25 protein-coding genes and 1 pseudogene are annotated in these 23,430 nt (G+C 56.4%); 13 read left to right on the forward strand and 13 right to left on the reverse strand.

Annotated features, from left to right (window positions below):
- The first annotated feature begins 5 nt into the window (after positions 1 to 5).
- Positions 6 to 1,028: a 23S rRNA (adenine(1618)-N(6))-methyltransferase RlmF gene (gene rlmF / locus ACLH0J_RS28360; protein WP_411390044.1), complete on the forward strand. Its 1,023-nt coding sequence runs from the start codon at positions 6 to 8 to the stop codon at positions 1,026 to 1,028.
- A 96-nt stretch (positions 1,029 to 1,124) separates the two neighbouring features.
- Here rlmF and ACLH0J_RS28365 read toward each other — a convergent pair whose 3' ends face one another.
- On the reverse strand, positions 1,125 to 1,406 hold the full coding sequence (locus tag ACLH0J_RS28365) for an HU family DNA-binding protein (protein ID WP_003188840.1): 282 nt from the start codon (positions 1,404 to 1,406) through the stop codon (positions 1,125 to 1,127).
- Positions 1,407 to 1,803: 397 nt separating this feature from the next.
- Here ACLH0J_RS28365 and yejK point away from each other — a divergent pair, with 397 nt between their 5' ends.
- On the forward strand, positions 1,804 to 2,808 hold the full coding sequence (yejK, locus tag ACLH0J_RS28370; protein ID WP_411390045.1) for a nucleoid-associated protein YejK: 1,005 nt from the start codon (positions 1,804 to 1,806) through the stop codon (positions 2,806 to 2,808).
- Positions 2,808 to 3,158, forward strand: a complete 351-nt coding sequence (locus tag ACLH0J_RS28375; protein ID WP_411390046.1) for a glutaredoxin family protein — start codon at positions 2,808 to 2,810, stop codon at positions 3,156 to 3,158. Before yejK ends, ACLH0J_RS28375 begins: the two co-directional genes overlap by 1 nt.
- A 21-nt stretch (positions 3,159 to 3,179) precedes the next feature.
- Here ACLH0J_RS28375 and ACLH0J_RS28380 read toward each other — a convergent pair whose 3' ends face one another.
- From ACLH0J_RS28380 to ACLH0J_RS28395, 4 genes are all read right to left on the reverse strand, one after another.
- Positions 3,180 to 3,506, reverse strand: coding sequence for a DUF3325 domain-containing protein (locus ACLH0J_RS28380; protein WP_411390047.1), 327 nt, complete (start codon positions 3,504 to 3,506; stop codon positions 3,180 to 3,182).
- On the reverse strand, positions 3,507 to 5,075 hold the full coding sequence (locus ACLH0J_RS28385) for a PepSY-associated TM helix domain-containing protein (protein ID WP_411390048.1): 1,569 nt from the start codon (positions 5,073 to 5,075) through the stop codon (positions 3,507 to 3,509).
- Positions 5,072 to 5,374, reverse strand: coding sequence for a DUF3649 domain-containing protein (locus ACLH0J_RS28390; RefSeq protein ID WP_411390049.1), 303 nt, complete (start codon positions 5,372 to 5,374; stop codon positions 5,072 to 5,074). Before ACLH0J_RS28390 ends, ACLH0J_RS28385 begins: the two co-directional genes overlap by 4 nt.
- 94 nt (positions 5,375 to 5,468) lie before the next feature.
- The gene (locus ACLH0J_RS28395) at positions 5,469 to 6,380 is read right to left on the reverse strand and encodes a LysR family transcriptional regulator (protein ID WP_411392903.1); all 912 of its coding nucleotides are present in this window, start codon (positions 6,378 to 6,380) and stop codon (positions 5,469 to 5,471) included.
- A gap of 106 nt (positions 6,381 to 6,486) precedes the next feature.
- On the opposite strand from ACLH0J_RS28395, the gene ACLH0J_RS28400 reads away from it, so the two are divergent.
- The gene (locus ACLH0J_RS28400) at positions 6,487 to 8,007 is read left to right on the forward strand and encodes an MFS transporter (RefSeq protein WP_411390050.1); all 1,521 of its coding nucleotides are present in this window, start codon (positions 6,487 to 6,489) and stop codon (positions 8,005 to 8,007) included.
- Between the two features lie 228 nt (positions 8,008 to 8,235).
- Here the strand turns inward: ACLH0J_RS28400 and ACLH0J_RS28405 are convergent, their stop codons facing one another.
- The 3 genes and pseudogenes from ACLH0J_RS28405 to ACLH0J_RS28415 form a co-directional block, all read right to left on the reverse strand.
- Positions 8,236 to 9,009, reverse strand: coding sequence for a hypothetical protein (locus ACLH0J_RS28405; RefSeq protein WP_411392920.1), 774 nt, complete (start codon positions 9,007 to 9,009; stop codon positions 8,236 to 8,238).
- Between the two features lie 2 nt (positions 9,010 to 9,011).
- Positions 9,012 to 9,402 (reverse strand): annotated as a pseudogene (locus tag ACLH0J_RS28410) (hypothetical protein); the annotation flags it as partial.
- 348 nt (positions 9,403 to 9,750) lie between these two features.
- The gene (locus ACLH0J_RS28415; protein ID WP_411390051.1) at positions 9,751 to 10,161 is read right to left on the reverse strand and encodes an HPF/RaiA family ribosome-associated protein; all 411 of its coding nucleotides are present in this window, start codon (positions 10,159 to 10,161) and stop codon (positions 9,751 to 9,753) included.
- 568 nt (positions 10,162 to 10,729) lie between these two features.
- Between ACLH0J_RS28415 and ACLH0J_RS28420 the strand changes: the two genes are divergently transcribed.
- Positions 10,730 to 11,047: a DUF3509 domain-containing protein gene (locus tag ACLH0J_RS28420; RefSeq protein WP_411390052.1), complete on the forward strand. Its 318-nt coding sequence runs from the start codon at positions 10,730 to 10,732 to the stop codon at positions 11,045 to 11,047.
- On the opposite strand, the gene ACLH0J_RS28425 is transcribed toward ACLH0J_RS28420, so the two are convergent.
- Entirely contained in the window at positions 11,044 to 11,532 is a 489-nt protein-coding gene (locus tag ACLH0J_RS28425) for a phosphate-starvation-inducible protein PsiE (RefSeq protein ID WP_411390053.1), read from the reverse strand. The two genes, ACLH0J_RS28420 and ACLH0J_RS28425, sit on opposite strands and share 4 nt — an antisense overlap.
- Positions 11,533 to 12,137: 605 nt before the next feature.
- On the opposite strand from ACLH0J_RS28425, the gene ACLH0J_RS28430 reads away from it, so the two are divergent.
- On the forward strand, positions 12,138 to 12,404 hold the full coding sequence (locus ACLH0J_RS28430) for a YebG family protein (RefSeq protein WP_034137100.1): 267 nt from the start codon (positions 12,138 to 12,140) through the stop codon (positions 12,402 to 12,404).
- A 133-nt stretch (positions 12,405 to 12,537) separates the two neighbouring features.
- Here ACLH0J_RS28430 and ACLH0J_RS28435 read toward each other — a convergent pair whose 3' ends face one another.
- Positions 12,538 to 13,455, reverse strand: a complete 918-nt coding sequence (locus tag ACLH0J_RS28435) for a hypothetical protein (RefSeq protein ID WP_411390054.1) — start codon at positions 13,453 to 13,455, stop codon at positions 12,538 to 12,540.
- 48 nt (positions 13,456 to 13,503) lie between these two features.
- On the opposite strand from ACLH0J_RS28435, the gene ACLH0J_RS28440 reads away from it, so the two are divergent.
- A complete protein-coding gene (locus tag ACLH0J_RS28440; RefSeq protein WP_092233637.1) occupies positions 13,504 to 14,280 on the forward strand; it encodes a hypothetical protein in 777 nt (258 codons plus the stop codon).
- Between the two features lie 334 nt (positions 14,281 to 14,614).
- Here the strand turns inward: ACLH0J_RS28440 and ACLH0J_RS28445 are convergent, their stop codons facing one another.
- On the reverse strand, positions 14,615 to 15,067 hold the full coding sequence (locus ACLH0J_RS28445) for a hypothetical protein (protein ID WP_115146305.1): 453 nt from the start codon (positions 15,065 to 15,067) through the stop codon (positions 14,615 to 14,617).
- Positions 15,068 to 15,152: 85 nt separating this feature from the next.
- Between ACLH0J_RS28445 and ACLH0J_RS28450 the strand changes: the two genes are divergently transcribed.
- On the forward strand, positions 15,153 to 15,440 hold the full coding sequence (locus tag ACLH0J_RS28450) for a helix-turn-helix domain-containing protein (protein ID WP_059395176.1): 288 nt from the start codon (positions 15,153 to 15,155) through the stop codon (positions 15,438 to 15,440).
- Between the two features lie 322 nt (positions 15,441 to 15,762).
- Positions 15,763 to 16,029, forward strand: coding sequence for an antitoxin Xre/MbcA/ParS toxin-binding domain-containing protein (locus ACLH0J_RS28455; RefSeq protein ID WP_080761430.1), 267 nt, complete (start codon positions 15,763 to 15,765; stop codon positions 16,027 to 16,029).
- A 504-nt stretch (positions 16,030 to 16,533) separates the two neighbouring features.
- Here ACLH0J_RS28455 and ACLH0J_RS28460 read toward each other — a convergent pair.
- A protein-coding gene (locus ACLH0J_RS28460; protein WP_411390055.1) for an IS3 family transposase occupies positions 16,534 to 17,684 on the reverse strand; the annotation gives its coding sequence in 2 pieces (ribosomal slippage) (positions 16,534 to 17,450 and positions 17,450 to 17,684; 1,152 coding nt in all).
- Positions 17,685 to 17,721: 37 nt separating this feature from the next.
- On the opposite strand from ACLH0J_RS28460, the gene ACLH0J_RS28465 reads away from it, so the two are divergent.
- Positions 17,722 to 17,895, forward strand: coding sequence for an AbrB/MazE/SpoVT family DNA-binding domain-containing protein (locus ACLH0J_RS28465; RefSeq protein WP_411390056.1), 174 nt, complete (start codon positions 17,722 to 17,724; stop codon positions 17,893 to 17,895).
- An 80-nt stretch (positions 17,896 to 17,975) separates the two neighbouring features.
- The gene (locus ACLH0J_RS28470) at positions 17,976 to 19,412 is read left to right on the forward strand and encodes an IS1182 family transposase (RefSeq protein WP_411390057.1); all 1,437 of its coding nucleotides are present in this window, start codon (positions 17,976 to 17,978) and stop codon (positions 19,410 to 19,412) included.
- Between the two features lie 507 nt (positions 19,413 to 19,919).
- Here the strand turns inward: ACLH0J_RS28470 and ACLH0J_RS28475 are convergent.
- Entirely contained in the window at positions 19,920 to 21,617 is a 1,698-nt protein-coding gene (locus ACLH0J_RS28475) for a phosphoethanolamine transferase (RefSeq protein ID WP_034138157.1), read from the reverse strand.
- 490 nt (positions 21,618 to 22,107) lie between these two features.
- On the opposite strand from ACLH0J_RS28475, the gene ACLH0J_RS28480 reads away from it, so the two are divergent.
- Positions 22,108 to 22,446, forward strand: a complete 339-nt coding sequence (locus ACLH0J_RS28480) for a zinc ribbon domain-containing protein (protein ID WP_080761431.1) — start codon at positions 22,108 to 22,110, stop codon at positions 22,444 to 22,446.
- A gap of 55 nt (positions 22,447 to 22,501) precedes the next feature.
- A complete protein-coding gene (locus ACLH0J_RS28485) occupies positions 22,502 to 23,407 on the forward strand; it encodes a cation diffusion facilitator family transporter (protein ID WP_034138158.1) in 906 nt (301 codons plus the stop codon).
- Positions 23,408 to 23,430: the final 23 nt, after the last annotated feature.

The raw sequence follows: 23,430 nt of genomic DNA on the forward strand, positions 1-23,430 counted from the left end.
TCAACATGACCGCCCCCAGCACACCCAAACCTGCGCGCAAGAAGCCTAAAACCGCCACCCCGGCCAAACCCGTGGTGCCGCGCAAAGAAGCCACCCTGCACCCACGCAACCGCCACCAGGGCCGTTACGACTTCCCGGCGCTGATCAAGACCACGCCGGAACTGGCGCAATTCGTGATCATCAACCCCTATGGCAAGGAAAGTATCGACTTCGCCAGCCCGGATGCGGTGCGGGTGTTCAACCGGGCGCTGTTGAAAGCCTTCTATGGCATCCAGCATTGGGATATCCCGGCGGACTACCTCTGCCCACCGGTGCCAGGGCGTGCGGACTACGTGCACTTCCTCGCCGACCTGCTGGCCAGCGTCAACGATGGTGAGATTCCCCGTGGCGCACCGGTCAAGGTGCTGGATATCGGCATGGGCGCCAACTGCGTCTACCCGCTGATCGGCTACAGCGACTATCGCTGGCACTTTCTCGGCTCGGAAATCGATCCGACAGCCGTCGCGGCCGCCAAGGCCATCGTGCAGTCCAACGGACTGAACAAGGCGATCCAGTTGCGCCTGCAGACCAACCCCAAGCACATCCTGCTGGGCCTGCTGGAGCCGGCCGAGCGTTTTGACCTGACCCTGTGCAATCCGCCGTTCCACGCGTCCATGGATGAAGCCACCAAAGGCAGCGAGCGTAAATGGCGCGCCCTGGGCAAGGCGGATCCCAAGCGCAAATTGCCGGTGCTGAACTTCGGTGGCCAGTCGGCTGAGTTGTGGTGTGAAGGCGGCGAAGCACGCTTTGTGACGCAACTGATCGCCGAGAGCGCGCATTTTGCCCATAAGGTGTTGTGGTTCAGCACCCTGGTGTCGAAAGCGTCGAACCTGCCCGCCATCGAGATCGCGCTGAAAAAAGCCGGTGTGCTGGAAAGCCAGGTGGTGGAAATGTCCCAGGGCCAGAAGCAGAGCCGTTTCGTGGCCTGGACCTTCCAGACCAAAAGCGAGCAACAGGTGTGGCGCCAACGCTGGGCACGCAAAGACTGAACAGGGTGGCGAGGGAGCTGGCTCCCCCGACACAAATCGCAGGCAACAAAAAACCGTGACCGGATCGCTCCGAAGCACGGTTTTTTTTGCTGCGTCTTACTTGTTAACAGCGTCGGTCAGGCCTTTGGCCACAACCAGCTTGATAACTTTCTTGGCAGCGATTTCGATGGCAGCGCCAGTCGAAGGGTTACGGCCAGTACGGGCAGGACGCTCGGTCACTTTCAGTTTGCCAACGCCTGGCAGAGTGATTTCGCCGCCGTTTTCCAGCTGGTCAGCAACAACTTGGCTCAGTTGGTCCAGCAGAGCGCGCACGGTGGTTTTCGGTGCGTCTACTGCTTCAGCCAGGTCAGCGATCAGTTGGTCTTTAGTAATAGCCATTGTGGTGTTCCTTCCCTATCAAATTCATATGGATTGCAGAGTGCAGTGTCAGCCGTCGAGCCCGACCGTCACGGCCTGGCCCCCCCGGCTATAACCACGGAGATCGGGGTTATAGATGCTTGAAACGGGGATTGGTTCGACCTGACAGATGCTGAATGCACGCTTAACGCCGAGTCTTGGCGTAAGACCGGGCAAAACTAGCACAGAGACGGGGAAATATCCGCCTCAACATACCCATTTGGTCAGCTTTATCGCTCTAAACCGTGAAAAAAAGGCATATGGCCCGTGGGACGGCAGCCAAAACCGCCTTCGACGGGTGTCTTGGCCAATGGGTGCGGTACACTGGGCGACTTTTCGGGGAGGCCAACCGCTCCCCTATCAACCAGCCGAGAAGCCTATGCCGATCCGTCATTGCATCGTCCACCTGATCGACAAAAAACCCGACGGCACACCCGCAGTTCTCCATGCCCGCGATTCCGAGCTCGCCGAGTCGGCCGCCATCGAGAACATGCTTGCCGACCTCAACGAGAGCTACAACGCCAAACAAGGCAAGGCCTGGGGGTTCTTCCATGCCGAGTCGGGCGCGCACCCGTTCAGCGGCTGGTTGAAGGAGTATTTCGACGGTGGCCAGGATTTCACCACCTTCAGCCGCACCGCCGTCGAGCACCTGCAAAAGCTGATGGAAGAGTCCAACCTCTCCACCGGCGGCCACGTACTGTTTGCCCACTACCAGCAAGGCATGACCGACTACCTGGCCATCGCCCTGCTGCACCACAGTGAAGGCGTGGCAGTGACCGAAGAGCTGGACGTGACCCCGTCGCGCCACCTCGACCTCGGCCAACTGCATCTGGCGGCACGCATCAACGTGTCCGAGTGGCAGAACAACAAGCAGTCCAAGCAGTACATCTCGTTCATCAAGGGCAAGAACGGCAAGAAGGTCTCGGAATACTTCCGCGACTTTATCGGCTGCCAGGAAGGCATCGACGGCCCCGGCGAAACCCGCACGCTGCTCAAGGCTTTCAGCGACTTCGTCGAAAGCGAAGACCTGCCGGACGAATCCGCCCGCGAAAAGACCAAGACCCTGGTGGATTACGCCAGCAGCCAGGCCAAGCTCGGCGAACCCATGGGCCTGGAAGAATTGTCGGGTTTGATCGATGAAGATCGGCCTAAAGCGTTCTACGACCATATCCGCAACAAGGACTACGGCCTGTCGCCGGAAATCCCCGCCGACAAACGCACCCTCAACCAGTTCCGCCGCTTCACCGGGCGCGCCGAGGGCCTGTCCATCAGCTTTGAAGCGCACCTGCTGGGCGACAAGATCGAGTACGACGAGGCCGCCGGCACCCTGATCATCAAGGGCCTGCCGACCCAACTGACTGACCAGCTCAAGCGCCGTAACTGATGCTTGGCGGGGTCTTTAAAAAAGTCCTGCTGGTGCTACTGGTCGTGGTGGTGATCCAGAACTGGGGCAAGATCGAGCGGGTGTTCAACCCGTCCCAGGAGGTTTCGGAGCAGACGCGCGCGTCAGCGAGGGTGGTGCTCTACGCCACCGAGTGGTGCGGCTACTGCAAGCAGATCCGCCGCTTTCTGGACCAGAAAGGCATTCCGTACCAGGCCGTGGATATCGAGAAGGACGCCCAGGCGCGCAAGGCGTACGAGGCGTTGGGCGGAGGCGGGATTCCGTTCGTGGAGGTCAACGGCACGCTGATTCGCGAGTACAGCCCCGAGAAAATCATGGCGGCGCTGGAATAAGCAGCAGGAACCTGACGAGGCTCAGAGGGTGGCGAAAGCCGCAACGGGACTGGCGAGAACGCCAAGACCCGCGAGGATCAAGGCCAGCCTTGGCCGATACGGCAACAACAGCACCAGCAACAGTGCGCTGAGCATCAGGACGGCGCACCACTGCACCAGGCCTAAGCCCCAACCGGCGATCGCCACCGCCGGCCAGATCGACACTGTCAGCCCTAACCAACCGGCTATGCGCAAACCCAGGCGGCGACGCGGCGACGGCTTGCTGTGCAGCAGTTCGCCGTGATGCCGGTCGGTGGACAGGCACAGCGCGGTAAACCCGGCGTAGCACATCAATAGCGCGAGCAGCATTCAGAGCACCTGCGACTTGAGGTTGAGCGAACGGGCGGCCCTGGGCACAGGCGCCGCACGGCGGTGCATCTTCCAGGCAGCCCAGGCGAGGAATATGCCGCTGGCCAGGCACGTCAGGTCGAAGCCGGCCATGGCCCAATCGCCCGTCGCCAGCGACCCCCCCAGCCCGTGGGAAGTGGTCAATGCATTGAGCAGTGGAATCGCCACAAACAGCAGCGCGCCAATACTCAATTGCTCGACCCAACCCCGGCGGCCGCGACGCAGGATCGCGTGCAGCAGGCTCAAACCCCAGGCGATAAAGAAGCTTTGCACTTCCCAGCCGGAGCGCTCGGCAAAGCTTGCCGGCAACAATCGGTTGGCGCAGAAAAACGCCGCAATTGCGATCATCAGGCCGGACATGCTGGCGATGTTCAGCACTTCCACCAGCCGCAGCTCAAACGGCATCACGCCGGTTTTCGCATGTTTGAACTGACGCTTGCCGAGCCAGATCACCAGCCCCGTGCCGATCATCGCCGTGCCCGCCAGCCCGCAGATAAAGTACAGCCAGCGCAACACCGGGCCGGCGAAATGGCCCATGTGCAGGCCATAGAAACTGCCGCCGATCACCGCCGGCAGCGACTGCTCGCCACTGACCCGCAGCAGCTCGCCGGTAACGCCGTTGAACGACACGGTGCTGCCGAAATCGTGCACAACGCGGTCAGACCCGGCGCGGAACACATTCACCGACGCACTCACATCGCCTGGGTTATTCACCGCCACGCGTCCGACATGGCCGCCCGCCCACTGCGCGCGCGCCTGTTCGTACATCGGCACCAGCGACTTCAACTGCCCCGGCTGACCGAGGGCCGGGGCATTGTCGGTGGCCGGGAACACTTCGTTGAAAAACGCGCGGGTGTCATTGCCATAGGAGGCCAGGATCGGCGCCGGCATCACCATGCTCATGAAGATCACCAGGCTGCTGTAGGTGATCATCAAGTGGAACGGCAGCACCAGCACCCCCACGGCGTTGTGCCCGTCGAGCCAGGAACGCTGGCCTTTGCGGGGGCGGAAGGTGAAGAAGTCCTTGAAGATTTTCTTGTGGGTGATGATGCCGGTGATCAACGCGACAAACATCACCATCGCGGCAATGATCGACAACCAGCGGCCCCATGGATGAGGCATCTGCAACTGGAAGTGGAAACGATAGAAGAACTCGCCGCCCATGCTGTCACGGGCCTGTACTGCCTGGCCGCTGACCGGGTCGAGGGTTTTCTGGATGAAATTACCGCGCTTGCCGGGGTCGACCTTGTCCTGCCACATCACTGACAGGCCGGGGTCACGGCTGTCCGGCAGGCTGATGAACCAGCGCGCGGCGCTCGGGGCCACTTGCTGCAGATACGTTTGGGCGACGCTCAGGCTGCGCGTGTCGTCCAGGGGATGGGCCTGCACTTCAGGCTGCATCCAGTGGCTGATTTCGTCCTTGAAATACGACAGGGTACCCGTCAGAAAAATCGCGAACAGCAACCAGCCAAATATCAATCCGGCCCAGGTGTGCAACCAGGCCATGGCCTGGCGAAAGCCCTCTTTCATGTGCGCACCATCCACAGACCCACGCCCGCCAGGGCGGCGAGCGCCACACTCGGCACCATCACGCCCAACCAGGCACGCGCCGCACTGCGACAGGCGAAGCACCAGAGCACGGCCAACAGGTAGAACACAAAGGAACTCATCATCCCGGTGATCACCGCATCGGCGCGGGCCGTGGGCATCCACAACGCCAGGCAGATACTGGCCAGGGACGCCAGCAGATAACCGCCCACCACGGCAGCCAGCACGCGGGAGGTCACGCCAAGACGATAGGAGACGGGCAACGCGGTTTTGCTTTTCATGCGGGGAGCGCCAGGTTCATCAGCGCGCAATACTAATGATAAATATTCTCACAAGCAAAACAGAACGGATGAATCACCGGCACGAAGGCGTCATCTAACTGCCCGCCAGGCAACTGGGGGTGCCCGCGACCAAGGCGTCGATGGCGTAGCGCGTCTTGGCCGGCATGTGCGCCGCCGTGGGCCAGATCACATGGATCGGCGCAGGTTGCTCACGGTAACTCGGCAATACCGCGACCAGTTGTCCGCGCAACACATAGTGTGCGATCAGCCAACTCGGCAACCAGGCCAGTCCCGCGCCGGCGATAGCGGCATCGGCCACGGCCTGGAGGTCGTCCATCATCAGCGGCGAGGCGACCCGCGCGCGGTGCGGACGACCTTGAGCGTCATTGAGTTCCCACTCCAGGCGCGGCGCATTGCAGCGGTAGGCAATACCGCGGTGCCCGGACAAATCCTCGAGACACTCGACTCGACCGACGCGCTGCAAATACGCCGGTGCCGCCGCCAGCCCGATGGCCTGTTCACCCAGGCGCCGCGCGCTCAAGCGGTCGGTGTCGGGTAACGCGCCGATGCGCACCGCCAGGTCGAAGCCTTCCTGGGCCACGTCGATCAGTCGGTCGGAAAATGAAATATCAATCTCCAACTGCGCAAAACGATCCAGCAGGCCCCACAACGCCGGTGCCGCATAGTGATGCCCGAAGGCCAGCGGCAAGCTCGCCCTCAAGCGCCCCCGTGGCTGCTGCCGGCCGTTTTCCAACACGGATTCGGCCGCTTCCAGCTCGGCCAGCGCGCGCAGGCAATGCTCGTAATAGGCCTGCCCATCCTCGGTCAACCGCTGGCGGCGGGTGGAGCGCTGCAACAGGCACGTGCCCAGGCGTGCCTCCAGTCGCGCCAAGCCTTTGCCCACGGCCGAACGGGTGAGGTTCAGGCGTTCAGCGGCTTCGGTCAGGTTGCCGCTCTCGACGATCTGCAGAAAGAGTTCAACGCCATCAAAACGTGGGGTGGCCATGGTGCAATTGTCGCCCTTGATTCCCTGATTGAAGGAAAACTTGTCACGAATAAAGAATTCGCTTCCCGCGAGAATGGCACGCTCCACCTCTCGAAAGGAAGACCCCATGCCTCCCGCCGTCGCCGTATCGGCTGTCAACCCGACAAGCACCGCCACAAACGCGCTCGCCCTCACCGCCGTGTGCCTGGTAGCGCTGATGTTCGGCCTGGAAATCTCCAGCGTGCCAGTGATCCTACCCACGCTGGAACAACAACTGGGCACCGGTTTCCAGGACGCCCAATGGATCATGAACGCTTACACCCTGGCCTGCACCAGCGTGCTGATGGCAGCCGGTACGCTGGCCGACCGCTTTGGCCGGCGACGCATGCTGGTGCTGTGCCTGTGCCTGTTTGGCCTGGCCTCGCTGGCCTGCGGGTTGGCTGAAGATGCGTCCTGGCTGATCTCGGCGCGTTTCGTCCAGGGTGTGGGCGCCGGGGCGATGATGATCTGCCAGTTCGCGATTTTGTCGCACCAGTTCCGTGAGCCGGCGGCACGGGCCCGGGCGTTCGCGGTGTGGGGCGTGATCGCGGGCCTGGGCCTGGGCTTCGGGCCGATGGTCGGGGCGTTGATCCTGGCGGTAGCGGACTGGCGCTGGGTGTTTCTCGTACACGTGCCGCTGACCTTGCTGACCCTGGTGCTGCTGCATGTCAGCGTGCAGGAATCGCGCGATCCGGCGAGCCATCGCCTGGATATCGCCGGCATGTTCACCTTGACGCTGTCGGTGTTTGCGCTGGTCTACTTCATCACCCAAGGCACCGAGAACGGCTTTGGCGCACCGGCCATGCTGGCTTGGGCTGGCCTATCGCTGGCCGCGCTGCTGCTGTTCAGCTTGATTGAGCGGCGCAGCGCCCATCCGATGTTCGATTTCTCGGTGTTTCGCATCCATCGTTTCAACGGCGCGTTGATGGGGTCGATCGGCATGAATTTCAGTTTCTGGCCGTTCATGATCTACCTGCCTTTGTACTTCCAGGCGGGTCTGGGCTACGACACCCTGACCACCGGCGGTGCCCTGCTCGCCTATACCCTGCCGACCTTGCTGGTGCCGCCGCTGGCCGAACGCCTGGCCCTGCGCTATGGCGCCGAACGCATCATCCCGCTGGGCCTGGGGTTGATGGGCACGGGTTTTATGGCCATGGCCGCCGCCAACGCCGCCGCGCATCCCAGCATCGTGCTGGTGCTGTTCAGTTGCGCAATGGCGGGCGTGGGCTTGGCGCTGACCAATTCACCGACCACCAATACCACCACCGGCGCGGTGTCGGCGGATCGCGCGGGCATGGCCTCGGGTATCGACCTCAGTGCGCGGCTGATCACCCTGGCGGTCAATATCGCACTGATGGGCCTGGTGCTCTTGCTGGGGATCAGCCATCAACTGGCCGCCGTGTTGCCAGCTACCACCGCGCCGGATTGGCCCGCCATCAGTCAGCACATTGCAGCAGGCAAGTTGGAGGGGCTGGCATCAATGGGCCTAACGCGCCCGGATGCCCAGGCCGCGCTACGCCACGGCGCCGGCTGGGCGATGCTGTTCGCGGGCATAGGGGCGTGCGGGTTGGCGTTGTTGAGCAGGTGTTTTTTCCGACGCGGCAGGTAAACGAAAACGGACATGCGTAACGACTTATACCTAAACGGTCCATAGATTTTTAGGAGATCTATTAAAATCAGAACTTTGAGCATCCCGGGTTTACGACGTATGCGTACATCGTAATGCATCGCTGCTCCCGAGCGCCGCACTAACGTCGGCGTTATTATCGGATCCATAACTCCTTGCACTGCACCACTTCGCATTCGCGAGCCCGCAGAATTCGGAAGAAATCGTACGCTAAGGATTTTTTCCGAGTTCGGCGGGCTCCCAAAGAGGCGCAAGAGTCATTTGTCGCGCTTGAACATACCAAGGCAACTCCATTTGCTTGCGGGTCTCTTCGGCTACGTCATAGCTAAGTAGCTCTTTCATCTTGATTACGGACGGGTGATGAATATTGCGATTCACCTCATCCGCGATGTAGTTGGCCAACTCTTCCATCATGTCCGGATGAGAGCATGTGTTCGGAGCGGCCAAGCCTGTAGGAGAGAGCATGCTGCCAATAAACGCAATCGGATGAAAATGATAAATCAGGCCGGAGGCCATCTGCGCACTACCGGATAACTCATCCCAAAACACGTAATTATCGATCCTTTGCTTTTCGTGCTTCAGCGTTTTCGGGATTCTCGGGAACAACTGGTCCAGTCGGCTCCACTTGGGCGAATCGGCTTTTTCTTTCCACTCAGTCGGATGGTGCGCGACCAATCGCGTCGACTGATCCCGCGTGGCCGGGTCCATCAAGGCCGCCTTGAGCTCGTCCGGTTCCACGATGCTATCGCCATCAGTATCGATTTTGGCACAGAGGTCCCTGAAGAACCGCGGCATGTCGTCAGGATCGACAAAGCCATCGGCCATGGCGTTGCTTTCCTCGATAATCTGGAAACCGAGTTTGTCCCAGTCGTGCTCGGAGATAATGTCGGCATCGGTTTTCTTGAGCAGCCCGGAGACCGGCTTATCACGCTCCACAACACTGACGTCGTAGCAATCCTCACCGCCCTCCTGAACGATAGGCACGACACTAAGTGCATATACAGGCTGTAAAACGTCAGGGTGTTGCGTTTGCCGTGGTTGGGCCCTTCTTCTGGATTGGGCTCTGAGGCGTACTCATGACGCACCAGGCAGAACGAGTTGGAGTATTTGAGTTTCTGGCCCGCGTCACCGAAGGTCGTTTGCCGATAGTCGTCATTGAGCCGATATGCCACAACTTCCCCATCGGCCATGCAGCGCATCGTCCGAGACGCATTGCGGTGCACTCTGGTCGGTGATGTGAATACCGCCATGCCAAAACCTGTTACTGCCCATCAGGTAATGCCCATACGTTTCCTTTTCGAGGGTTCGAAAAAGTTCGGAGGCGTCAGTGAACGGCGTTCCGTCAGGTTTTCTGATCGGATAGTGGACGTTCATCATGGGTGACTATTCCGGGCATCAAGAGTGCTAGAAGGACGGTCAGAACTTCAATGGGGTACGGCGATCTTCGGGAGCTTTTTGGCGTATGCGCTCACCTTGGGCTTGCTTTTTATCCATGGGAAATCCCGGCCTAAGGCCTGAGTGTGCTGGGGAGCATGTGAGAAGGTGATTCTTGTGAGGGAGCCTCGGCCTAGCAAGGAAATGACTTTTGCAGCATTTGTCCGCTCAGGATTTCTCCGTGGCAGCCTACATGTAGGTCACATTCTTCTAGGTCAAGGTATAGCTTTCGCAACAACAGAATAAAAAATACCCCTCGAAAGAGGGGTATTGTCAGCAAATGAAAAACTGTCAGCTATTAATTGCAGCGTTTTCGTTTTCCAGGAATTCCTCTTCAAGCGCGTCATCGTTCACTTTGTTGGCGGGCACGTTTTTCGCGGCAGCGCGTGGCTTGCCTTGCAGTTTGCCGAACAGGTGTTCCAACGCATGGTCCAGCTTGGTCGCCGCACCGTCGATCGCCAGTTCCAGGGTATCGGCCTTATGCAGAACCGAAACGGGTTGATGGCCCTTTGGCCGTGCTTCCAGGCGGCAGCTCAAATCGTGGGGGCCGGGCTTGTCGCCGTTCTCATCCCGCAGGTAGACCTCAACGCGGGTCAGGTCCTCTTCATAACGTTCGAGCGTGCTTTCAATGGTATTACGTACCCACTCCTCCAGTCGGACGCTGCTTTCAATATGGTTATCGCTATTGACTTGGATTTGCATAGTTCTTCCCTTATTTCAGCTAGCTCGCGAGAGATCACAAACTGCAACACCAGGGTGGTGAAACCATGACCTCTTGGTTACACAATTGAGCAGTCCGAAGAACAATTCAAGCCCTTTGCAAAGATAAATCCTACATTACAAATTAAGTCTGACTACGAGCAAAAACGCTGTTAGGGTGGGGAGTTAGTTACATCTTCTTACGCCCCCGCACGTTTCATCATTGCCTCTGCGCGCCTGCTTCCTGCACCAGCCAATCATGCACCGCTTTCTCGCTATTGCCCTGAAACAAAGCACGATGCCAACCCACGTGGGAGACGGCTCGCCCGCGATTGCGGCGGATCAGCGAATGAATCCTTGGCCGATCGACCGCAATCGCGGGTTAGCCCCTCCCACATGCGTGTTCCAGCGTCAGATAAGTCGCTGTACGGCACGCCCCTTGCTGTAGTGCTCACGGGGCAAACGGATTTTGTGAACCCTCAGCGACGGAGTGGCCGGTGGTCAGGCAACGCGAACTAATCCAGATGCCGGTCGTCAATGACTGCATGTTCTTATCAGGCGGTAACGCACCATGGACAATCCTTTTCAGATCATCACCGATACCTTCACCCCAAAATACCGGGTCAATTTAAGCATCCAGCGGTTGGACGGCAGCATCATGCTCACCCTCTCGAACGAGAGTGGCGTGGTGGCCAAACGCATGATCAGCGCCGAACAACGCAAAGATCCGCAGCGCCTCAAGCGTTTGGTGCAAAGCATCCAGTTCGGCATTGCCATCGAGCAGGGCCACAGCGCCATGGAGATCCTGGCGGTCATGACGGATGGCGACAGCCACAAAGTACTGCAGCGCCCGCCCAGCCGTCCCCTGCCCTTCAGCGCCGGGCTTTAAAGCTCACCCTTCTCGGTTTCCTGGCTCGCCTCGCCCTTGCGACGCGGGCCCTCAACCTTCACCGAAGGGAACGCCGACGACGCATAGCGCACCACCAGAATCGAGAACGCCAGCAGCAGAATCCCGCCACACAGGTAGATGATGCCGAGGTCGGGCGGGTTGTGGTGGGACACGTTGGAGATCAGCAAACGCGTCAATGCCGTGATCGCCACGTAAATCAGGAAGCGCACCGGCATGTGGTTGGTCTTGAAGTAAATCCCGACCATGGCGCCCAATTCCAGGTAGATGAACAACAGCAAGATGTCGTCGATCTTGATGTGCCCGTTCTCCAGCATCCCCAGAAATTCCATCACTGCCGCCCAGGCGGTCACCGCACCGATGGCGAACAACGCCAGGTAGTGGAACGTCTCGACAAACAGATTACCCAGCGACTCAGCGAGCCCATGCACGTTCTGGCGCAGCTTTTCGGCCCAGTTGATTTTCACGATGATGCTTCCTTAGGTCGACTCGACCGGATAATGCAGGTTGGAGGTGACGGTTGTTCTGCATGCAGAAAAAAGGCCAGAGGCAGGGATAAGATGATAGCGGGATGACATGAGGCACAGAGGGATGAAGACGAGCGCCTGGCCCATGGTGAGAAATTTTCGTTGCGGCCCCTCCCGTGCCTATTTGGCAACTACATTAAAAAACTGCTACCCAAACCCCACGGTTTGGCTTACTCTTTTCGCTGTATATAAATACAGTAGTAGCAAAAGACAACTATCGTGAAGGCATGTGAGGTGGTGAATGGCCGTCGAAGTGGTATACCGCAGCAGCCGAGATCTGGAGCGTTTGTTTATCGTTTTCTACACCTAATGCCTGTCCAGTTAGTGTCAAAATGCTTTGTTTTATTGTTTTAAATCAGCGCGTTAGACGCCAACTGACAAATCAGATACAGGAAGGCGGTGCATAGATTTTCGAAAGGACCTATGCCTAGTTATCAATGTTCATATGAAGACAAGCACGGATCGTAGAGATAACATCCATCGGATAGAATTTTTTTCAGGGCATTGCCCCAGGTAGGCAGCCCTTTAATTTTTGAGAGGCCATCATGGCAGTAGAAGTACTTTACCGAAGCACTCGAGATTTGGAGAAGGTTTTTTTGGATCGAAAACTAGCCGATGCACATGATCAAATGCTTGAATTGGCAGAAATTTTAACTTCCGTTCTCATTAAAAATGTACCAGGTCTTGACGAAAAACAAGCGGAGGACGCAAGCATTTTTATGGCGAAAAATAGAGCAATCTTTGCGTCGGCGTTTAAGAGTGGTGCTAATGCGTTGGATCAGTTGACAGGGAAAGACGATAGCGCCAACTGAGATGGTGTCACAACACATAGCCAACCCATTTGATGCATGGCGGAATCAGCATGCTTGAACGTCCCGCTTTCGGCTCCATAATCGCCCTTGATAATGGATAGCTATGGACGGGACGGTGCTTAAACTACTGAGCCTAGAAGTCCGATCGAATGCCCGATGCATCGAGAGTTTCATGGTCTTCGGATGTACTCGCCGCAGAGTCGATCCAATCCTCCTCTTGATCGTGCCAGTCGCCCGTGTCTACCATCAAAGAGTCTTCGACGAACTCTAGCGCCTCAGGATTTGGATTTGCCGCTTCGCAGGTCAATTCGCAGGTGTAATCGAACGACTCATCCAATTCGGCTCCATCGCCTCTTCTGAGATCAGAGTTAGATCCCCACTGCAGTGTTACCCCTATGCTACCGGTTACCCTGATGTGTACAGTCTCTGAGGTAATACTGGTAACCTCATGCGATTCCACATAGATTTCTTCAAGGGAATAGTGCGAGGCTAGCTCATCTACAGCGTCCAAACTTTCCCCAACAATCTGCTGGACCGTCGCATCATTGATCGCATGCGATAAACGATCCCCGACGGCGGCTCTGCACTCTTGGATGCAGGCCATCAGTCCGGCCACGGCTTCGATTGTTTCTACTGCGAGGTGCTCGATGTCGTCCTCCTCCATGAGGAAAACTTCTGGTGTGATGTGGACGTACCCGTTCAAACGGACTACGGCATCTCGAAGCTCCTCAAACTCCTGAGCGAAGTCCAACCGGAGCTTTGTTCGCACGTAGTGGTTGGAAAGCCCGCCCTGCGTTGCATACACACACCGCTCGACTCGCGTTACCTCCGGGACAACGCCTTCTGCCTTCTGCTGCCACCATATGCACTTTTTCACCTCGGCGTCTGGAGCCAGGCGCTTCAGCGTGTGACCCACCAGCTCGCGCATAGCAAAGGCGAAGTTATGAAAGCGAAGCCTGTTCCTGCGGTCTTCGAGATTAAACATCGCAGCTTCATAAAGGCAACGCTCGAACTGAGCATCACCGATTAGCTGCAAGATCCTTTCGTCCATGTTCTTCCTCTCGTCTACGACCATTCCGCATCATTGCTCAGAGCGGGGATGGAAGTCACCTACAGGCTAAGCACAACGGATGTTAAGCGCATCAGCTGGCCATGCAGTCAGGGCTTGGCCAATAATGACCGAGCAAGGGGCAACAACCCCAGATCCACACGATACACCCACGAGGATGTACTCGGCGCGGTAGGGAAGATCGCAAAGAAGAAAGGAAAAGGGAATGCAACTGTTGACGACATTGTCGCGAAGGTCCCCTTTGGATTCTGGGAAACGATTATCAAAGGCTTGAAGCATAAATCGCACCCTGCTGGCATGCAGGCTAGCGTTTTATCAATAGCATTTCCAAACGCCCCTGACCTTGCTACGACGCCATACGATGATGCGGCGTTTGTCGATAGACTGGCCAACCTACTTAGCCAAGTACGAGATGTTCGAAATAGGATTGGCCATCACGATCAGATCTGGAGAACGCCGGAGTTTGACTCCTATGGCAATCTGGGCTTTATACCTCGCCGGCCACGCCAAACGGTAAACAGCCTCCGTTTGCTCGCAAACCAAATATCTTGGCTAGCAGGCTGGATAGATCCCGAAATTACTAATTACATTAAGGCGTCCGATCACTGGTGGTCCCTGCAAGCTCTGCTGACAAAAGAAGCATTGACAGTCTATCGGAAGAACGGTGGTAGGGTCGGTACCTACGAGGCGGTGATTCGGATGACACCACAGCATGAAGCCGTCACTTGGCCTAACAAGACTCCTCGTACACCTGAAAAAATCCATAGGATCAATCGTCGCAGAGTAACTAAAAATATTTTCTATTGAAGCCAGTTACTGTTGATGAGCCGTTCGTTAGTCTTGAAAAATTCATAACCTGAAGGCCTATGCTCATACTGCACTGGGTAGCGCAAGCCTCTCCCCAAAATACACCTGGGCCAGCCTAGGCTCACTGACAACCAGTTGATCGCTGGGTGGAGAAAGTCCTAAGCTTACTGGCAGGAGATTAAACAGTTTAGGATGACAACATCTGAAACTCGCCTCCATAAAGATAGCACTGATTGCAGCTAATTCAATAGTAAAAACCAAGATAATTACTCTAGAATAGTCTATTTGCCTTCTAAAAGCCGTAACGATAAATTAAATGCGTAAGCTACTTTAATCATCCACTCACGCGTAGATCGCGCTCAGCCAAAAAAATAATTTCAGTGACCTTGAGGTTATCTCGCTGAGTTGAGTGATGAATGCTGTAACAAGCCCCGCCTACTACCTTATAGATATAGCCCTCTTCTGTTCCTGACGCGTCTTCAGCAATGCTCACTTCCTGAAGCGGTTCCATCACCCAGTCGTTACCGCCTCTCATGTGACCAGGTGACATCAGATGTGCTTGCGCGAGCCATGAGCGGCCATCAAGCTCCGAAAGCATCTGCTGTAGGATCGGTACCGTGGGGATCATCAGCATGCTGCCCACGATGTCGTCACCGTAATCGCGCACAAGCTCCACGTAAAACCATGGGTGGTGCAGCTCCAGCTCAATAAATTTCCAGTGACGGCTGGCGGGCTCGCCGAAAATACCGGCTGGGCTGAGTTCGGCATGGCTATAGGTCTTGAACATCGAAAAACCCTCAAAATATTAACAATAGTTAATGGATGTATGGCGTTCAAGACGGCTTCATCATTCCTTTTGTAGGAATGAAAAAATGGAGCTGAAACAGGCATTTGGTAAGGCCATGAGGTTGCTGAGGAAATCTCGTAGCCTCAGCCAAGAAGAGTTCGGCGGCCACAGTAGCCAAACCTACCTTAGTCAACTGGAAGCCGGAGGAAAGGGCCCTACCCTCGAAATGGTGCATGGGCTCGCCTCTGTCATGAATGTTCATCCTTTGACGATCTTGACCCAGTGCTACCTTTTTATGGACAAGGATGCCACTCTGGATTCAATCATTGAGCGCGTTCGTGAGGAGCTAAGCGTGACGCCATCGGACCGATGAGGAGGGGCGCCTGTCCCCCTTCAGCATGGACTGAGATGTCCGATCGGATGCAACCAAAGTCTGCGCGATCTGACCCTGCGGCTGGTTTGATCTTGGGCGCTACCTACGTGGAAGAGGAGAGGCAATGAAGGGCCGACGGAAGGTAAAGACTGATAAGTGGCGTATAAAGTCGGAAAATGAAGACGACGCCCGAAGGCTTTTGCGAAGGCGGGTACAGACGCAAGGAAGGTTTCTCGACATAGCAGCACATGCCGGCAAAGGAATGGAACCTGTTGGCCGAATTGCCGGTTGAGAGATAGGCTTTCACCTTTGAGGTTTGCAAATGAAGGATCCTCAGATATTAGCGCTGTGCCCATGCTCGCCGCAGGGGTGCTGGAGCATCGACCACCGAAGCTTCAAGGGCAGGTGCGAAGAAATCGTGCATCTGGCAACGCTGGTGCTTGGCAGTCGAGTGCTTGCCGCGCAATGGCTGTACAAGCCAGCAATCGGGCTAAGGCATCAGTCACCTTGCAGCACCTTGGTGACTCGATCGGGCTACCAGCAAGTTGTGACACTCCTAGGACGAATTGAACACGGTGTCTACACTTAACGCCGTTGGGTTCCATGCCAGAGGACCTGTCTACATCTCGTCTGACATAGGATTAGCTGTGTCTATCGCAGGATCTAACTCGAACCGCATCAAGCGTATGCCTAAGGGGAAGCCCCTTTGTTAGGAAGGTATTCGAGCGAACGGGCTCACGCTCCGCGGTAAACAAAGCTCTGTCTCGGATGGTGCTCAGTGGTTCGATAGCGCGGTCATTAGCGACTGGCTGCTTGCGACCTCAAGCAGACACGGCCCTAAGCTGAGTTGTCAGCGCCATCGCCGCCAGCCGGAAGCAGGATTATCACTAAACTCCTTCATACTTGCGAAAGCAGAGCTTGCCGGTGCTGGCTCCAACATCCAGCCTTCGCAGTGGGTCGAATGCTGCCAGTAGGGGGCAAGTGGGCGTAGGATGGAGGCTTCCCCATCAGCTCATAAGGAGCCGCCCCTTATGAATGAATCCGTGCGGACAACCTTGAAATGCCAAGAACCAGGTGAATCGCCCTTGGTTTCCTAGACACTCTCCAAGCTCAGGAAATAGCGTTTCTCATACTCTATTGGAGACAGCTGCATAGCACTGCTGTGTCGGCGTTTAGGGTTATAGAACATTTCGATGTAATCGAAAATATCACTTCGGGCTTCTTCACGGGTTGTGTAGATCTTTCGTCGGATGCGCTCCCGCTTCAAAAGTTGGAAAAAGCTCTCGGCTACGGCATTGTCGTGGCAGTTTCCCCGCCGACTCATGCTGCTGATTACATTGTTAGCCTTCAAGAAGCTTTGCCAATCTGAGCTACTGAACTGACTACCTTGATCTGAGTGAATCATCACTTGCTGCTGTGGCTTGCGTCGCCACACAGCCATCAACATTGCGTCGATAGCCAGGTCGCTGCACATCCTTGGCTTCATTGACCAACCAATTACTTGGCGTGAGAACAGATCCAGCACTACCGCCAGATAGAGCCATCCTTCATAGGTGCGGATGTAAGTGATATCTGTCACCCAGACCTTGTTCGGCTCACTGACCTTGAACTGCCGCGCGAGGTGGTTGGGCGAGGCCACTGTTGGTTTTCCACCGTAAAACCCTGGACGCCGCCGATAGCCCGTTTGCGAACGCAGCCCCTCCGCCTGCATCAAGCGCCCGACTCGATTTCGTCCGCATTCCTCTCCCAGCTCACGTAGGTCATCGTGAATTTTGCGGTAGCCGTATACACCTCCGCTTTCTAGCCAAGCGTGCTTGATCAAGCCAAGCAGACGTTGATCTTCTTTTGCTCGGGCAGATTGAGGCTCGGCCAGCCAGGCGTAGTAGCCGCTGGGGTGCACCTTGAGGGTTCGGCAAAGGCGCCGCACCGGGTAATCAGTCGAGTGCTTCTTGATGAAGGCGTACTTCAGCCGCACTCCTTGGCAAAGTACGCGGCGGCCTTTTTTAAGATGTCTCGCTCTTCAGTCACGCGCTTGAGTTCAGCGCGTAGCTTGCGCAATTCGGCCTGCTGATCGTCGTCTTGCTGACGCTGCTCTTGGGGCTTGGTGTAGACCTTGATCCAGGCGTAAAGGCTATGTACGGACATGCCCAGGCGCTGGGCGACATCGGCGACGGGTTTGCCTTTCTCGGTCACTTGCTTGACCGCTTCGATCTTGAACTCTTCGGGGTAACGCTGACGACTCATGGCACCTCCTATTTGGGCCTCATTATGAGGCTTGGAGGTGTCTACGAAACCAGGGGCGATTCAAGGTGATGGTACTGGGGATGTCATCACTGACCTCCCGGACGATATCCTCGAACGCATGGGTCTCAAAATCGGTGATTCCCTGAGCATACAGCTGATAGGCGGGAGCATAGTGCTAAAGCCAATTAGTGATGCAGACGCCCAGCCCTAAGGCAGCTTTCGACCCAGGCTGTGTGAAAACGCCTGCGATTGTCTAACCTTCTGATCGTCGAGATCGCGGCGGGGACGATCATGAAGCGATTCATTGAAGGTGAGTCTCGGACGCAAGTCACGTTGCTGCCGGAGTGCCTGGACGACTACATCACCGAAGAAAACCCAGTTCGGGTAGTCGACGTTTTTGTCGATGAACTCGACCTTGGAACACTCGGGTTCGAGGGTGTCGATCCTGCGGCAACGGGTCGTCCGGCTTACCATCCAGCAGTGCTGCTAAAAATCTACATCTACGGCTATCTCAACCGAATTCAGTCCAGCCGCCGGCTTGAGCGTGAGGCCGAGCGTAATGTCGAGCTGATGTGGCTGACAGGCCGATTGGCGCCTGACTTCAAAACGATTGCCGACTTTCGCCGAGACAATGGTAAAGCCATTCGCAGTGTCTGCCGGCAGTTCGTTGTACTTTGCCGCAACCTCAATCTCTTCTCCCAATCGATCATCGCCATCGACGGCAGCAAATTCAAAGCCGTGAATAACCGCGACCGCAATTTCACTCAAGGCAAAGTGAAGGCGCGCATGCAGCAGATCGAGCAGAGCATCGACCGCTATCTAGCGGCAATGGATTCAGCGGATCGGGCAGCGCCGGAAGTGGCCGAGGCCAAGACTGAGCGGTTGAAAGACAAAGTCGAAAAACTGAAACAGCAGATGCAAAAACTCAAGGACATCGAGGCGCAGCTTCAAGCCAGTCCCGATCAGCAAATCTCGCTTACCGATCCAGATGCCCGTTCAATGGCCACAAGCGGCCGAGGCTCCGGCACAGTTGGGTACAACGTACAAACAGCAGTCGACGACAAACACCATCTGATCATTGCCCATGAGGTGACCAACGTTGGTAATGATCGCGGGCAACTGAGCAATATGGCTAACCAGGCACGGGAAGAAATCGGTGTTGAGGCGCTGACGGTGGTTGCTGATAGAGGCTATTACAAAGGCCCGGAAATCCTTGCTTGCGAGCAAGCTGGCATCACCACCTTTGTACCTAAACCACTGACATCGAGCAGCAAAGCGGAAGGCCGATTCGGCAAGCAGGACTTCATCTACATGGCTGCTTCGGACGAATATCGATGCCCTGCGGGTCAGTTGCTGACGCGCCGGCATTCCTCAGTGGAAGACGGCATGCTACTGCACTGCTACTGGTTTTCAGGATGCCAGAGCTGCTCGATGCAGAAGCAGTGTACGACCGGTAAAGAGCGGCGATTAAAGCGCTGGGAGCATGAAGCCGTAGTCGAAGGAGTGCAGATTCGATTGGAGCATGATCCGGGGAAGATGAAGGTTCGCCGGCAGACGGTGGAGCATCCCTTTGGCACGCTCAAATTCTGGATGGGAAGTACCCACTTCCTGACCAAAACCCTGCCGAGGGTAAGCACCGAAATGAGCCTTCACGTGCTCGCCTACAACCTCAAACGAATGATGAGCATCTTCGGCATCGCAGGGTTACTTGAGGCGATCAGGGCGTAAACCCCGCTGTTTGCTGGCCCGCAAACAGCTATATGGGCCGCTGACGCGGCCCATATAGCGCTGCAAACGTCTTTTTCGCTGGGTGAGGCTATTCGCGCTCTCGCGTGCTGATTCCACAGGCAGTCAGCTCGACTCTGAGTTTTCGATGTATTTACTGCGTTTTCACACAGCCTGGACCCACAGCGGTCGTTGTCGACCGGCCGCTTCATAGGTCGATTACGCTCAGTCGCCACCTGCTGCGACCCAGGTTACCCATGACTAGAACGGCAGCAACCGAGATGCCAGCCTAGGTCTCAACACTGGTCAATGCGCTTGATTGGCCCGAATTGCTTGAACGTACACTGCAGGCGCATCGCTCGCGGTACAAACGGATCGTGGAACACTGCGGTGGCAAGGTCGACATTCACAGCGAGCAAAACCTGGGCAACCAGATTCAACTGACTTTTCTGCTCTCCAATTGAATATTGCAGCTGATACGAGCGAGTATTTCAATCGCACTTCGAGCATTCAGAGGCCGGAGTACGTGCTTCCGGCCAAGGGCTTGCAAGGGGCAGTGAAGTCTAGGGCTGAGCGATACGAGGATGTCTGGACGCTCATCATCCCGAGCACCGTGTGGAACAGGTTGTCATGGCTCAATGGCGAGTTTGTCTGGGCTTTCAAGCAGCCCATATTCAGCCGTTCGCTCTTCGCGATAGAGTCAGACATCCAGAGCACCATTGGCACCTTGGTTTGCTCGTCCGGGGCCATCGCATAGGGCAGCCCATGTAGGTAGAGGCCACCCTCTCCCAGTGACTCCCCATGATCCGAGACGTACATGAGCGCAGTGTCGAATTTGGTGTTCGCAGCCAGGATGTCGATCAGCCCGGCCGTTACGTAGTCGGTGTAGAGGATCGAGTTGTCGTAGGCATTGATCACCTCCTGCTGCTTACATTTGTCGAGCTCATTGGTCTCGCAGACCGGCTCGAATTTCTTGAACTGCGAGGGATATCGCTTGTAGTAGGCTGGGCCGTGGCTGCCTTTGTAGTGGAGCACCAGGACAGCATCGCCTTCCTGACGGTTGATGAAGTCCTCCATTTCCGAGAGCAGCACCCCGTCCTTGCACTCGTCGCTGGTGCACAGCTGAGCATCCGCATGTTGGGTAGCCTTGTGGTTAGGCACCCGGTCACAGACCCCTTTACAGCCCGAATTGTTGTCAGTCCACATTACGCTGATGCCTGCGCGCTGAAGCACATCGAGTAGCCCTTCTCGGCTCTTGGCCAAGCCGTCCTTGTACTCATCCTTGCCGACGTCCAGGAACATGCACGGCAGTGATACCGCGGTGGCGGTGCCGCAGGAACTCACATTTGAGAAGCTTATGACATTGCGTTTTTTCAGTTCCGGATTCGTATCACGGGAGTAGCCATTGAGGGAGAAGTTGGCAGAGCGTGCTGTCTCCCCCACTGCCAGCACCAGCAGCTTGGGTTTGCGAGCTGCTCCCTGCCTTTTCACTACTGCATCGGTACCGATGGTGGTCAGTTCTTTCGGCGTGGCCAACTGACGTTTCAGGTAGCCATGACTGGCCGCAAACAGGTTGGTGGGAACCAGAATGAGCCGAATCTCCCGGTTGTTGCGCAGCAAGGACGCATAAGACTGGTATTGGCTCAGCACAATGCCGGCAAGGGTGACTAGGGCAAGCGAAAGGACAATGAGTCTACTGGCCAACGCTTTGATCCAGGGCTTACGTCGGAGCGGCACCTGACTGATCAGGTAAACGGGCAATCCCCCTACCATTGCCACCCAGAGGCCGAGCTTCCAGTTCAGTAGCTCGGAGACCTCACTGACGTCGGTCTCCACGACGTTGGTGAACATGGTGTAATCAATGACGATGCCGTAAGCATTCATGAAGTAGCTGGCGAAAGCCGCACTGATCAGGATCAGGCACAGTAGCGGTTTGGCGAGCCGTGCCCATGACAGCAGACTGAGTATGGTAAACACCCAAGCAAACACAACAACTGGCAGGCTACTCGCGAGCAGCCAATTAACTTCATCGGCATTGAAAATCAGCCGCGTAAGAACACGCCAAAGCTCAGCGTTCGTAAATAGCAACAACCAAAGAGTTACCAGCCCGATGAGCAGATTGGTGCTGATGCCTTTTTGTCGAGTACTGCGAATAGCAAAGATCAATCTACTGAACAGGGTGTGAACAATGGATTTCGAAGGTGTCATTATCAAACTCTAGGAGGCTGCTGATCCATGACGCATGGCTATGGAATCCTCGGTAGCTACCAGGCAAACCATCGACAGATACTGTGCGAAGGTGGGCGTGCGGAGCGCCAGAGACCCCGAGCCCTATGGCTTAAGGGCGCTTAGGATGTTTGAGGCAAAAGAATTGAATGAGAAGTAAACTCTCGCTAGGCGCATTATTTCCGGAACACGATAACGACACGATGACCTCGTGATTACAATGCTGTCAGAATCGCAGCAATGGCTTTTTTGATTGTGATCGACCAGGCTATGATAAAAAATCGGACACGTTCGACTGCTGTGTGGTTAGTGCCACCCAGCGAATTAAATTAAATTTCATAAACAAAATGGGCTTGTTTTGTCGTACGCTCATTTTGAACTTTTACTTCAATTTAGAAGTCTTTCTCGCGAGCAGAACACTTCCTTAACTTTTGCCCGTGCTTATGTCACTTATCAATGAGGGACGAACACCATGAGCTTTTTCAAGAACATCTTGGGCGGCCACCACGGCCGGGGAAACCACGGCGGTGGTAAGCACCACAGTGGTGGGCACGGGAGCGATCGGCATGACCGCTATGACCAGCAGCAGAGCTGCGACGGCAATGACCGGGTAATTGACAGTGGGCGGGCAATATCCCAAGCCCCAATCACTGATCTGCAGCCTTGCAGGCAGTGCCGGACCGCTAACGCCCCATCTGCGCGCTTTTGTCTAAACTGCGGAACACCACTATCGAGTGGCTGCAAGGCCTGCGGCTCCTCGCTGACGTCAGGAGCGAAATTCTGCAGCCAGTGCGGCCAAGCCACGCCTTAGCGCCTGGCCACCCTGGTAAGCCAACGCGACCACCCCCCTGCGCAAGGAGAAATACGTGGGATCGAATCATGATCATGGCAGTGCAGCAGTACGTGAGGGACATCAGAAGAAGCTAGTCATGGCATTGGCCCTGACTGGCAGCTTTATGATTGCTGAAGTAATCGGTGCATGGATAACCGGCAGCTTGGCGCTGCTGTCGGATGCATCTCACATGTTCACTGACACCGCCGCCTTGGCGATATCGCTGATTGCGCTCCAGATAGCCAAGCGGCCGGCGGATCAAAAACGAACCTTTGGCTATGCGCGGTTGGAGATCCTGGCCTCCACGCTCAACGCAGTCCTGCTCTTCCTGGTGGCAATGTACATCTTGTACGAAGCCTACCAACGCTTCTTCATGCCGACGGAGATCGCCACTGGCGCGATGATGTGGATCGCGATCGCTGGCCTGATCATCAACCTTATTTCGATGCGTCTTCTGGCATCTGCCAGCAACGAGAGCCTCAATGTCAAAGGGGCTTACCTCGAAGTTTGGAGCGACATGCTCGGATCGTTGGGCGTAATCATCGCGGCTCTCATTATCCGCTTCACTGGCTGGACCTGGGTCGACACGATTGTCGCTGTTGCAATCGGCCTCTGGGTACTGCCGCGGACATGGCAGCTGCTTCGCGAGAGCCTGGGCATCCTCATGGAGGGTGTCCCAAGGGGGCTTGACGTCGCGGCAATCGAGACCACCATCCGCAACGTTGATGGCGTCACTGATGTACACGATTTGCACGTTTGGGCCGTCAGTAGCGGCAGCAACGTGATGACTTCGCACGTAGTAGTGGGTGACACAGCAGATGGAGATGCCGTGCTGGCGGGCGTCGTGGAAGCGGTCAGCGATGCGTTCGAAATCCACCACTGCACCATTCAGATCGAGCGCGCAGCTTTCCACCAGAGCATGCCGTTACCGTCGCACTGATCGGTTGGTAACCACCTGGTCAA

This window comes from Pseudomonas sp. MPB23 (assembly GCF_046605395.1).
In the GTDB taxonomy this organism is placed as follows: Bacteria; Pseudomonadota; Gammaproteobacteria; order Pseudomonadales; family Pseudomonadaceae; genus Aquipseudomonas.